The following is an 11,845-nucleotide window of genomic DNA, read 5'->3' on the forward strand; positions in this document are numbered from 1 at the left end:
TTCGTCGCTACCAGGCTCCGCCGCCTTCGCTGCCGCTGGCAAAACGTCCGCATCCTGGGAACGATGCTCATTGTCATTCCCGACACCATTGCCGGGTTTGGACTCCGCTTCAGCCATTTCCATGGCTGCCGGCTTTGCCGACCCCGGCTCCGAGGCGTGATCAGAGTTGCCGTGGCCGGTGCTGTCGGCCGTCTCGAGGCCCGATAGGACAATCTCGGTCTGCTTGGTCGACAGAGCACTGGTGTTCGAATTGACCGGCTCGCTCTTTAATGTGAGATTTTCGGCTGCCGGAGGCGCCGCACCATGACCAGGCGCGACTGATGATCCGTAAGCTGACATACCGGACCTACCGGCACTGTCCTCCGTCCTGTCCCCCGAACCGCTCGTGAAGGCGCTGGACTTTGCCGACGTTCCAAAGCCAGTCCGAACTTGTGCGAATTGGAAGCTCAGGCCGTCATCGTCCAGAGCGCTCCAGATTCCGGCCGCCGCAAGTGCAGTCTCGCTCGCATGGTTACTGTCCGTACTCGAAGCAATCTCATCGGTTGCGATCGCCGATATCAGCGCTTGTTCGAGCTGCTCCAGGGTGACCGCGACAGCTGCGCCATCTGGCGGAGCCACGACCTCCGTCTCGGCAATGGCAACGATCCCCTGCAAATGGATTTCCATCAGGCCGCGATCCCCGACCTCAAGCACGTGGTCGGTCGGATTCAGATAGACGATCGTTTGATTGCTGGCGGGATCGTAGATCCAGGCGAGGGTATGTGGCGGGATCGATTTGGCTGCCGCCGTCAGATGCAGCCAAGCCAGCGCCCCAAACGCTGCAAGATTGATCCTGCTCGGCCCGGGTGCGACATCCTGGACGGCGTTGGAAGCGCCGGACTTGGAATCGGGCGGGCCGCGATGAACAATGTTTTCGACGTTGCCGCCCATCAATTGATCGCGGCTAAATTCGCCCGGACCGGAAGCGTGACCACGATCCAAGACGTCATCAAGTTTTTGGCCGTTGTCGGCCGCGGCGTCCTGGCCCGTATGCCCCCGAACGCCCTGATGCGCGACGTTGTCGCTTCCAGTCACAAAGCCGGAAGGCCGGCTGAGATCGTGCGAGAGGACACCCGGGACTGAGTTGCCTGCGTGATCGGTGCCGACATGCGTGATCGCGGCCAGCTTTGTGGTCGTATTTTCTCCGGTGCCACTCAGGAGGCTGTCGATCGACCTAAGATCCAACTCACGCGCCTGCGCGGTGAGATGGGGATCGTGCAGGGCGTAGATCAACGCACCGGCGAGAGCGGCGAAGGTGCCATAGCCGCCCTGAAGGGACATCGGATTGGAAGCGAGCCGCGGAAGGTGATCTTCCGCGGCAGGGTCACCTCCGGTTGGAGTGTCGCTGGTTGCTCGCAGCAAAGGCGCAGCAAGATTTGGCGAGCCGGATCCAACAGGAGCGCCGCCTTTCCACGGCTTCGCGCCCAGGAATTGCTCGGCCGCGCGCAGCGCTTCCATTGCCGCAGCCGGGTTCGTGGCTTGGCTTGCTTTGGCAAGCAAGCCGCTCTCGGTGAGCGGGAGCGTCTCGCCGGATTCCGAGACGATGCGGTGTTGAAGAATGGCCTTCTTCCAGACCTCATATCCGGCCTGCTCGCCCGTCTGATCTGGACCATCATCATTCGCAAACCTGTCGTTCGCCTCCGACGCCTTGAGCTCGTCGGCAATTGCGAACGCCAGAAAGGCCAGAGCGAGCGCGCTGAAGCCAGAGGTGCGTTGCAACAATGAGATGGTTGCAAGCACCGTTCTGTTGGTGATCTCGAGCTTCTGAAAGATATTGTGCAGATGGACTTTGACTGTCCCTTGGGAAACGTCGAGTTGGCGCGCGATCTCCTTGTTCGACATTCCTTCCGAGACCAGTCGAACGATCTGACGCTCCCGGGGCGTCAATAGCTCCAGCGTCTTTTCGATCTTGCCGCCGCCATCAGCCTCATTACCGGTGGGCGAGAGATCGGACGGCTCCAGCGACACACCGCTCTTCGCCATCAGCCGCAGTGATCGCAGCATGGGGCCGGGAGCGGCATATTTCGAAATTGCGCTGCAGGCGCCGGCGGCAATCGCTGCGGTCAGATCCTCGTTGATGTCGGATTCGGTAAAGAACACCAGGCGCGTGGAGAGCTGCTCGGCTTTCGCGATCACGAGGATGTCGGATGCCGTCAGATCCGGCAGGTTGTCGGCAATGAGCACGACGTCGGGCGACAAATTCCTGAGGGCCTCGAGGCAGCTGGTCCCGTCGCTGGTCGACGCGACCACATCGAAGTCCTGCTGGCTCCCGAGGATCGACTTCAGTCCCTGCAAGACGATCGGTTGCCGATCGACGAGCACAAGCCGGATCGGCTTGAAGATCCCTTGCTTGGCGGAGGTGTCCAACATCGACTTTGCCCCGGCCCGGTCCTCTATGTCCTTCGGCATATGGCCGCGGCCGGGTGGGGCATTAAAATACAATTAATCCATGGAAAAAAGAGGCTTAGCGGGGTCCGCGGCCTAAATCTTTTGGACGGTAATAGGTGAAAAGTCCCTCCTTTGACCCGATGGCCATTGCGGTTGACTGGCTTGATGCCTATCGCGCGGGCGATATCGAAGCGATCTTGGACCTCCATGCCGATGATGCCGTGGTGCACTGCGGTTGCGGTGGCGCCCAAACCGTCACCGGCCGCGAGGCACTTCGTGCCTATTGGATCGACCGCCTTCGAAAATATCCGGCCGGAATGTTGGACGATCTCAACCCCTCGGACGACAGAACCGTGATCTCTTACGTCACCAGTACGGGTGTCATGAGCGCCGTCTTGGCGTTTGACGCCGCCGGGAGGATCAAGGTGCTGGACTGCAGTCCCTCCTCCTAGGGCCTCCCGCGCGATCCGGACCGGCAGTCCGCGCCGTGTCCGCGACTAACTCCCGAAGATGATGCGCAAGGCGATCACGATGACCGCCGAGATGAGAAACGAGATCGCGAGCAGCGTCCAGCTCGGCCTTGTGCTTCCGCGGACTAAGCGCGCGACGAGCGTTTTCATGCTCGTCAACATTCGTCGCTGGGAAGCCGGTCCAGGTAGGCTATCCCGAAGCTGGCGAGTTCTTCGGCATCGCTCTCGCGCTCTTCCCATCTCCTGTGCAAATGGCGTTCCAGCAGACATCGCCGACTGTCGAATGCGTCGACGTCGGGATGCCGCGCCCGGTACACCGTCCAGGCGATTTCAGTGGCGTTCTTCAAGACGGCGTCGTCCACGATGCTTGCTCTCCAGACACCGCATCCAGTCGCTGCCAACTCAAGGCATTCCTGAATGTTTCCAGTTTTTCCCGGCTATCTTTAGTCGAACGGATCACATCGCGCGTGCTGCGAACGCTCTGGCAGCGAGCAACCATTGCTTCTTTTTCCCGTTATCTCGGGGGTGGAAGCAATGCGATGTGTGAAAGGTGTCTCGATGAAGAAGATTGCAATGTCGGCCCTGATGGCCGGCGCTCTTGGTGTGAGTTCGATCGCTGCGACGTCTCCGGCTGAGGCCCACTGGCGAGGCTGGGGACCGGGCATCGCTGGCGGCCTTGTCGCAGGTGCCGTGATCGGCGGGCTTGCCTCCTCGGCGTATGGATGGGGGCCCGGATATGGCTATTACGGCTACGGTCCAGGCTATTACGGCGCTGGTTACTATGGCGGCCCATACGCCTACGACGACGCGTACGATGCAACGTATCAATGGGGCGGCGGATACACCGCAACCACCTATTACACGCAGCCCGTTTCCTACGGCTATCGCTATCGCCGCGTCGTGCGACCCGCCTACGCCTATTACCGCGGATCATATCCCGTCGTGCGGCAACGTTGGCATCATCACCACCGGTGAGCGCTTCGCGCGTCATCACGAATGCGGCCGCGCTCCGAACGAGCGCGGCCTTTTTCAATGAGGCGCGGCGTTTCGCTAGGTTCGCGGTGCTGGCTGCGACGGCGCAGCAGGTTGCTGCGACGATGCGGCGGGCGGCTTGGGCGGCTCCGCCGGCGCAACGGAATCTCCCCCACCGTGGGGCACACAGGTGCCTACGTTACTCAGCAGTCTCTTCGCCTCGAGGTCGCGGGCCTTCCTATAGTCGCTGCGCCGGTCAATTCTTGCTGCGGCCAAACGGTCCCAGGCATCGAACGCGTCAGAGTAATGCTGTCGCATTTGCGCCTCGGCGGACAGGCAGTCGCTGAACTTGTCGAATACGAGATCGGTGTTGACGGGCGCGACGCCACCGACGAGGACCACAAGCATCCATTTCATGGTGTCCGCCTACGTTCGCGCCTGCGCACCGGGAACGGTGATGCGTCGGCAAAGTTCCGGCCGCGTCGCCGCCCGGTCTCGGGAAAAAAGCCCCAGCTCGGGGTGATATTGGGGGGCATTCGAGCTGGGGCAATACGGGGGTCGCCCTTGGGGAAGGGCATCGGGAAAACTTGGCAATTGCGGGAATGTTCCTGCCGGGCCGCGGCTCGAAGGACAAGCGCAAGGCTATGAGGCCGAGGCCAAGAAAGAGAGCAAATAAAAAGCCCGGCTAGGGCCGGAAGCGATGCACGTTCCGCTTTGGTCAGAAGCTGACGCTCAATAGGTTGCGCGAGAAGGCCAGCCAAGGGTCAAGGAGCGGCATTGTTCGCGAGTGGCTGCTGCCAGAACAACTGTGAGATAGGTCATACCCGGCGCGTCGCCGACGTGTTGCCATTCCGATGTTTCCGGCGAAACTTCATTTCTTTCGCTACCGTGGCCGGTGCGTATCGCGCTGCGGTTCGGACTGTGCGGGAGGCGTCGAATGGTCAATATCAAAGTTCCGCTTAATCCAGTGCAGAAACGCGGCTTGTGGCCGCCCAAAGGCGGACGCGAATATCCGGTCTTAGACACAGACGACTGGTGGAAAATTGCGGCGCGCGAGCACATAGATGCGTGGGCGTTAATCGAGTTCAACTTCCAAACGCACGTTCCCGAGGAGGTGAATTGGTATTTGCGAGAACTCGTGGGTTGCCGCCATAGCATTGACGGGGGGCGCAATTACGCATTTATCGGGGCTGACCCGAAGCTGCGCAAAATCTATCTTCCCGCTGCGCCGCCTCCACCCCCACCTGCGCCCATACCCTGGCCCGACAAACTCAAGAAGCTCCAGTACGAGGTGGAGCATTCGAACGATCCACAAAAGGAACGATTCCTCTGCATGCTCAAGGCGATGGAGAACCGCCGTGATGATCGCGTGATCTTTTGGTCCACCATAGCCCCAGGTCCCGAGTGGATTGCTCCGCTTGGCGTTGAGGGAAGAGGGATTGGGAAAGCGTTGATCGATTCGCAGTGGCTCTATGACAAAATAAAGACTGTGCGGGATGTGGATACTCTTCCGTATGGCAACGGGTTGCCGAGAAGCGATACTTTCGTGATCAGCTTCCACAAGTATCTATTTGAAACGGCTTCGCCTTCCATCGGCATACTGCGCGCGGCGAACTCAGAAATTGTCAAGACGCATGTCATGTTGGATCGTTGGGCGAACCAAAGCATGGGTGGAAGTTCGTCGATGCCGACGTGTTATCGCGCAATCAAAGAATTTATTCGCTTACAGGAGCAAAGTGATTACCCGTCTGTGATCAACTGCATCGTGACAACCGGCGCGTAATCAGTTCCCTGGTTGGCTGTCTTGAAGTTGATCACCGGTCAAATTTGGTCGGTGCCTGAATCGGCGGGTTGTAGCTCTTCATATCGGGTACGCTGGAACGCGACCGATGCCTCAATCGGGTCAAAAGCTGACATCCATAGGCCGTCCGAGAAGGTCAGCGAAGGGCCAATAGCTGACTTGGGCGAGGTGCCCCGTAAGTCCTTTCGAGGGCTTGGAGCATCACGCCCCGCAGCACTCTAAGCCGGTCATGGTCACCGAGCTAATTTTCCCTAACACTTCACGGCCTACAGCAGCAATGCGAGGGGCGGCTCACGTCAACAAATCGTACTGATGGGGTGCGAAAACGAAATCCTGAGGCCTGAGTGCTTCCTCACTATGAACAGTGACATCGTTACCTGGGCTGAAGGTAATCAAACTTTCATGTGTCATCGGATCGAATTGCGAGATAGCGAGATCACCGAAGCTCTGGATACCAAGCGCAGAGACATCGATGAGGTCGATTCCCAGATTCGAGAGACCCTGTCCAAAATCCTCGATCCTGTCGTGGCCGTTCGCGAAATTGAATACGAACGTATCGTTCCCTCCTTCCGCAAAATTGAGCATCATCTGGGCATCTCCCCAGACGTCATCATTTCCGGTGCCGCTGACAATCTTGTCGCTGCCGCCGCGTGCGTAATCGGACATGGATCGGGCATCGCCGACGAGAATGGTCTCGTAGCTGCCTGCCGGATGCGGATTCGGATCATCGCCGCCGACCAGCGTGTCGTTACCGCCTGCGGCGTGGCCTGACATGGTCAACGCATCTCCATACGCCTGATTGGCGAGCTGAGAGAATACCTTGCCACCGATATAGATGTCGTCGCCGCCAACGGCTCGATCACCCATGTTGCCGCCCGCGTCTCCGTAGAAGATATTTTGGTGCTGGGTGCCAGAAGCCTGGAAAGTGTCATCGCCGCCCTCGGCCTGATCAGACATATCGCCTGCGGCGTCGCCATAGAATGTACTTCCCCCTAAGCCGGTCTTGTTGAACGTGTCATCCCCGCCCCGGGCGGAACCGGACATGTTCCCGCCAGCGTCGCCGGCGAAGACATTTCGATCGGTCAGGGTTACATCACTTGAGTCATTGAAGGTGTCATTCCCACCGGTGGCAAAGGCGGACATGTTTCCACCGGCATCGCCAAAGACAAAATTGAACGGATTGGTTCCGCTCACGGCGAAACTGTCGTTGCCGCCAGCCGCATGACCAGCCATGTCGCCGCCGGCATCGCCATAGAGATAGCTGTTGTACTCAGATCCGCTCGCAGTGAAGCTGTCATCGCCGCCACGGGTATGCCCGAGCAAGCTACCGCCCGCGTCGCCAAAGAACACTACATTACTGTCCGGTCCGACGTGGCCAACGAACGTGTCGTTGCCCCCCGCCGCGCGATTGATTAGGTTGCCGCCGGCGTCTCCGTACACGGTGACCGCCTGATGCCCGCCACCGGAAACGCTAAAATGGTCGTCGCCACCACGGGCGTGACCGGACAAGATTTCGCCGGCATCGCCGTAGGCATTCACTTTCACCCCGGGTGTAAAGGTCGGGGGCAGTTCGAGATTAAGGGTGTCATCGCCGGCAATAGCCCAAGCCGAGATATCACCGCCAGCATCGCCGTACATATTCAGGATGAAAGTCTCGCCAATGGTGATAGCAGACGCGAGCACCTGGGCTGACAACGTATCATCGCCGCCCCGTGCATGATCGGAAATATTACCGCCCGCGTCGCCGAACAGACTTCCCGCGCCGGAAGTTACCAATGTGTCGTTACCGCCGATTGCGTGGTCGAGTAAGTCCAAACCCGCATCCCCGAACAATAGGTTCGTCGGTTCAGAACCAACCAGAGTTTGGCTTCCGCCATGCTGGCGTCCCGTGAGCGATCCAGTCGTATCGCCGAATAAAACCGCCATGGCCCCCTCCGTTTATTCCGATTCACGTGAAGATGCACGGTGGACATCTACAACGTTTCGTTGCTACATTTAAATCACATTTTAAATCAAGGGCACTTAATATTTTAAATGGATGTTCTGAGGAGTTTGGCGACGAGCCTGCTAATCTGCCGATGCAGCCTGCACGGCCGCAGCACTTCCCAGCTCTGCCGCGGCCTTAGGAGGAATCTCGTCCCGGTCCGATCTCAGCCCAGCGTCGTGGGTAACGCAGAGAATCGCAGCCGTCCCGCCGCTATTGCCCGCGATTGCTCGTCACAGTTCGTGCAGGAGCCGATTGGATGGTCATGGCATCGCCAACATGCAAATCGCGCTGCGGCCCGTAGCGTCTCAGAGCCAAGGAGGGACCGATGCGCGTTGCGTTGCCATATGTGGGAATCGGCATCTGCTTGTGTGTCGTGCTCTGGTTTGCATCGAAGCTTGTCCTTTAGGGTTGGCATTTTGCCCGTTCGGAGCGCCTCAACACCTGTTTGCCACCGATTTTAGCGCCGAGTTCGTTGCGGCGGCGGCCATCAATCTTGAAGGACATGTAGTCGGACTAATCGTATTCGTGTGGGAGCGGTATGGCGCATTTGCATGGCGTCCGCTTAGGACCAAGAGCCGAGTTCTCCTAAAGCGGCAACGCCTGCACAAACAAAGAAACCCGCTTGGCCTTCTCGCGGGTTTCACTCCTTGTGCCGCTGGCAGATCGCGGGCGATCTCTTGTTCCAAGGCGGTCGTCGCAAGCTGTTATTTCTTTGGCGCAGAGCCATCCTTCAAGGAAGCGTTGTAATCGGCCTGCGAACTATTCATGTTTGATTGATTGCCGGGCGCACTGCTACCGGTTGTGGTCCCGACCGCGTTGGTTGTCTCTCCCGGTGCATGAGAAGCCGCGCCAGGCCGGTCCTGGTTGCCAACATACCCGGACTCCCCGGAATTGCGGGTCTTTATGCCCTTATCAGCTTCAGTTTGCACGTTTTGAGCAACACCGGATTGAGACGTCGCCTCCGTTTGCTGCTGGGCGGCAGCAGGCATCGATATGGCTGGAAGTGCGACAAGCAATGCCACAGATAGGTATCGCATGGCTGTTTCTCCATCGAGGCCCCGCCGCTCAATCAACGTGGGCATCCCCGAACGTTTCCGCCAGACTGATGAAAACTTGCGACTGCAGCGTTGACAAATTTCACAGTGAAAGCAGGACGGAACGCAATCCGTGTTCTTCATCCGCCGCTACAACTGTACGGACACGCGGTGCCCGTCTCGCAGGAACGACCGCGCACCGATTTCGTTGTGCTTGTCTTCCGGATAGGAGAGGTAACGATCATGGACCGTGAACATGTGAAGGGCGCCGCCGACAAGGCAAAAGGCGCGATCAAAGAGGGGGCTGGCAAGCTTACCGGAGACAAGGACCTCGAGGCAGAAGGCAAAATGGATAAGGCTAAGGGATCCGCCCATAACGCTGCAGGAGATGTGAAGGACGCAGCGCGGGATACTGCTGACGCCTTAAGAAAATAGCGAAGATGTAGACCAAGAACTGGCCGCCTCCGGGCGGCCATTGCTTTTGCGATACGGCTCTTTCACTTCGCTATCGAAAGGCCAGTAGTCTTGTCGAAAGCGCGAAGCGGAGCGATATCGCCACTTCGCCGAAGGGCCGAACTCGCAAGCAATCTCTCTCATTCGATGACCTCGTCGGCGCGGGCCAGCAGCGAGGGAGGAATTTCGACGCCAAGGGTCTTTGCGGTTTTGAGGTTGATAAAAAGTGCAAAGTTGGTCGGTTGTTCGACGGGCAAGTCAGCAGGCTTCGCGCCTTTGAGTATCTTATCCACGTAGGCGACACAGCGCCGGTTGAAGTCGGTAATATCCGCTCCATAGGACATGAACCCACCGAGTTGTACAAACTCTTTGCCCATAGCCATTAATGGCAGCCGATTGTCTGCCGCGAGATCGACAATGCGTTTTCTTTGGTTGAAAAGCATCGGGCTAGGAAAGATGAGAAGGGCATCCGCCCGTTCGGCGGCAACCGTGGAAAAGGCGCGATCTAGATCATCGGGAGCGTGCACGGCAACAAGTCGAAGGTGAACTCCCAGGGTCAGTGCCGCCGCCTCTGCTTCGTTCATCATGTCATTCATCGTGCGCTCGCCATAGGCACCGGGATGCCAGAGGGCGGCGACCTGCGAAATCGTGGGTAGCGCTTCCTTGAGCAGGGCTAGGCGCTTGGGGACAAGCTGCGGGCCAAGGAAAGTTAAGCCTGTGATGTTCCCTCCCGGTCGAGCGAGGCTGGCAACGAGCCCGTCTCCGACAGGATCGCCCATAACCGGCACGACGATTGGAATAGTAGTGGTCGCTTGCTGTACGGCGCGCGCGGCGAGCGAATTCGACGCAACGATGAGATCGACCTTAAGACGGACCAGTTCACTTGCCAGAGCCGGAAACTGCTCGACCTTCAGGTCCGCCGCTCGGACCTCTACGAGCACGTTTTGACCATCAATATAGCCGTATTCGCGTAGACCTTGACCGAAAGCTTTGAGAGATGCGCGCGTCTCGGGAGATTCGATCGAACCTGTCACCAGGAAGCCAATTCGAGGAACGTGCTTGGGTTGCTGCGCCAACACCGCGAGCGGCCACACTGCTGCTCCGCCGATAACACCAAGAGCTTTTCGCCGCTTCATAGGCTCTCTCACGGTCGAGAAACAGCATCCTATCGGCTAAAACGAGTACCTTGATAGGGCTGAAACCAGCTCAGATGGGGCAACAGCGGCCCTCAGCGGGCATTGCCGTGAAGGTCCGCTGCGGGCCCACAATCGGACCTACCAAACTTCATCGAAATATACCGGACCACCCGGTCCTTAGCTATCAGGTGGCTCGCTCTCCCGGCTGGAGAAAGGGCTCCGCCGTGGCGCTATGATGCGGAAGCCGCCCAGGCGATCCGACCGGATAACCGGCGACGGACTGCGATCTTGCGCTACGCTTCATGGGCGCCTGCCTTCCCGATTTCGCGGGTGATCCGACTACCCTTCGATTGCGGCCATTTCGATCAATGCTCGGAACGGCGCGATGGGCCGTAACTGGATGCTCAGGCGCTTGGCTGCCACCACCCAAGTATCGCAACAGCGAGGCATGCAAGAAAGGCTACTGTCTGGTGCCCCATTTCCATCCAGTACCGGACCGGCGCGGTGTCTCTACGAAAAACCTGACTCGGCCAGCCCATAAGACCGTCTACAAACCAGTCCAGAGTATCAGCACTATGAAAGAAGGACGTGATTTTTCTCTCGACAAGTCCAGACCGCACTTTGCGGACGCAATCGACGCACAAATAGACTGCGACGACGCGAGCGACGATCTCATAAAAGAAGAACTGCATTCGAGCATCCATTCATCAAGTCCTGGATTGGATTACCAGGCCGTATTGCTCGTCGATTCGGCAGGGTTGAGGGCCGGGCGCAGGCATGATGAGCGCTACTTGGTATGTAGTGTGGCCGGATTTGATGTTGGTTCAAATGCCCGAATGAGAGGCGTAACCAAAGCCCTGCGTGAATCTCCATCCTATCGGGCGGGCAATGATGAATTTTGAATAAAGTGGGTTACGTCCGCTCTGCGTCACTTGCGGACTTCGTCAGAGTAAGCGCTGAAGGTCGGCTCTGGGCCACAAGCAGACATGGTCGACCTTCGGTCGCTTCAGCCAATCGGAAGTTCATAGCTGCAATTTCTTGCGCATCATCACGTGTGGTATGCCTCCATCATCGAACACCGCTCCTTCCTCCATGTATCCTAATCGCTTGTAAAATCCGTATGCGGTGAGTTGGGCGCCGAGAATAATTTCCTCGGCACCGCGGCTGGAGGCAGTGGTCGCGGCGGACTCCATCAACTCTCTCCCAATGCCCTCTGTCCGCGACGACGCTGATACAGCCATCCTGCCGATTTTCGCGGTACGTCCATGGAGCAAAATGCGCAACGTGCCAATGACGTGGCCGTCAGACACCGCGGCAAGATGAGTGGCGACCCTATCGTCCTCGTCGACCTCAAGTTCTTCCGGGACACCTTGCTCGACTACGAACACATTATGTCGCAAGGCATATACTGCCGACATAAGCGGGTCTGTGGCTTGAATCTCGACTATCGTACTCAATTCCGCCTCCTTGGTCCGCCTACTAACCGCAACCTACAGTTACTTGCGAACGAAAGTCGTGCCCCAAGACCAGTGCCGATCCAAGTGATGCGCGAGGCACTTGTTCGG

Annotated in this window: 13 protein-coding genes; 5 read left to right on the forward strand and 8 right to left on the reverse strand. The window is 58.4% G+C overall.

What is annotated here, in order from left to right; all coding sequences use genetic code 11:
* A partial coding sequence (locus UNPA324_RS21040) for a response regulator transcription factor (RefSeq protein ID WP_141938945.1) occupies nt 1-2,409 on the reverse strand: 2,409 nt, incomplete at its 3' end.
* Between the two features lie 134 nt (nt 2,410-2,543).
* Between UNPA324_RS21040 and UNPA324_RS21045 the strand changes: the two genes are divergently transcribed.
* The gene (locus UNPA324_RS21045; protein ID WP_245471813.1) at nt 2,544-2,879 is read left to right on the forward strand and encodes a nuclear transport factor 2 family protein; all 336 of its coding nucleotides are present in this window, start codon (nt 2,544-2,546) and stop codon (nt 2,877-2,879) included.
* 45 nt (nt 2,880-2,924) lie between these two features.
* Here the strand turns inward: UNPA324_RS21045 and UNPA324_RS35970 are convergent, their stop codons facing one another.
* Complete coding sequence (locus UNPA324_RS35970) at nt 2,925-3,047, reverse strand: hypothetical protein (protein WP_283810259.1); 123 nt, start codon at nt 3,045-3,047, stop codon at nt 2,925-2,927.
* Nucleotides 3,048-3,052: 5 nt separating this feature from the next.
* A complete protein-coding gene (locus UNPA324_RS21050) occupies nt 3,053-3,259 on the reverse strand; it encodes a hypothetical protein (protein WP_245471812.1) in 207 nt (68 codons plus the stop codon).
* A gap of 196 nt (nt 3,260-3,455) precedes the next feature.
* Here UNPA324_RS21050 and UNPA324_RS21055 point away from each other — a divergent pair, with 196 nt between their 5' ends.
* Nucleotides 3,456-3,872 carry a hypothetical protein gene (locus UNPA324_RS21055; protein ID WP_246667194.1) on the forward strand — a complete coding sequence of 139 codons (417 nt, stop codon included), beginning with the start codon at nt 3,456-3,458 and terminating at the stop codon, nt 3,870-3,872.
* Between the two features lie 75 nt (nt 3,873-3,947).
* Here the strand turns inward: UNPA324_RS21055 and UNPA324_RS21060 are convergent, their stop codons facing one another.
* On the reverse strand, nt 3,948-4,286 hold the full coding sequence (locus tag UNPA324_RS21060) for a hypothetical protein (RefSeq protein WP_128919848.1): 339 nt from the start codon (nt 4,284-4,286) through the stop codon (nt 3,948-3,950).
* Nucleotides 4,287-4,806: 520 nt separating this feature from the next.
* Between UNPA324_RS21060 and UNPA324_RS21065 the strand changes: the two genes are divergently transcribed.
* Nucleotides 4,807-5,652, forward strand: a complete 846-nt coding sequence (locus tag UNPA324_RS21065) for a hypothetical protein (RefSeq protein ID WP_128919847.1) — start codon at nt 4,807-4,809, stop codon at nt 5,650-5,652.
* A gap of 309 nt (nt 5,653-5,961) precedes the next feature.
* On the opposite strand, the gene UNPA324_RS21070 is transcribed toward UNPA324_RS21065, so the two are convergent.
* Together UNPA324_RS21070 and UNPA324_RS21075 are read right to left on the reverse strand one after the other, a co-directional pair.
* On the reverse strand, nt 5,962-7,596 hold the full coding sequence (locus UNPA324_RS21070) for a hypothetical protein (RefSeq protein ID WP_128919846.1): 1,635 nt from the start codon (nt 7,594-7,596) through the stop codon (nt 5,962-5,964).
* 765 nt (nt 7,597-8,361) lie between these two features.
* Nucleotides 8,362-8,739, reverse strand: a complete 378-nt coding sequence (locus tag UNPA324_RS21075) for a hypothetical protein (RefSeq protein WP_128919845.1) — start codon at nt 8,737-8,739, stop codon at nt 8,362-8,364.
* Nucleotides 8,740-8,934: 195 nt separating this feature from the next.
* Between UNPA324_RS21075 and UNPA324_RS21080 the strand changes: the two genes are divergently transcribed.
* Nucleotides 8,935-9,126, forward strand: a complete 192-nt coding sequence (locus UNPA324_RS21080) for a CsbD family protein (protein WP_141935758.1) — start codon at nt 8,935-8,937, stop codon at nt 9,124-9,126.
* Between the two features lie 158 nt (nt 9,127-9,284).
* Here the strand turns inward: UNPA324_RS21080 and UNPA324_RS21085 are convergent, their stop codons facing one another.
* The gene (locus tag UNPA324_RS21085) at nt 9,285-10,280 is read right to left on the reverse strand and encodes an ABC transporter substrate-binding protein (protein WP_128919843.1); all 996 of its coding nucleotides are present in this window, start codon (nt 10,278-10,280) and stop codon (nt 9,285-9,287) included.
* Between the two features lie 575 nt (nt 10,281-10,855).
* On the opposite strand from UNPA324_RS21085, the gene UNPA324_RS21090 reads away from it, so the two are divergent.
* Nucleotides 10,856-11,182 (forward strand): hypothetical protein, encoded by a 327-nt coding sequence (locus tag UNPA324_RS21090; RefSeq protein ID WP_128919842.1) that lies wholly within the window; start codon nt 10,856-10,858, stop codon nt 11,180-11,182.
* A 120-nt stretch (nt 11,183-11,302) separates the two neighbouring features.
* Here the strand turns inward: UNPA324_RS21090 and UNPA324_RS21095 are convergent, their stop codons facing one another.
* Nucleotides 11,303-11,737 (reverse strand): GNAT family N-acetyltransferase, encoded by a 435-nt coding sequence (locus UNPA324_RS21095; RefSeq protein ID WP_210246764.1) that lies wholly within the window; start codon nt 11,735-11,737, stop codon nt 11,303-11,305.
* Nucleotides 11,738-11,845 lie beyond the last annotated feature (108 nt).

This window comes from Bradyrhizobium sp. UNPA324 (assembly GCF_006658635.1).
GTDB lineage: Bacteria > Pseudomonadota > Alphaproteobacteria > Rhizobiales > Xanthobacteraceae > Bradyrhizobium > Bradyrhizobium nanningense.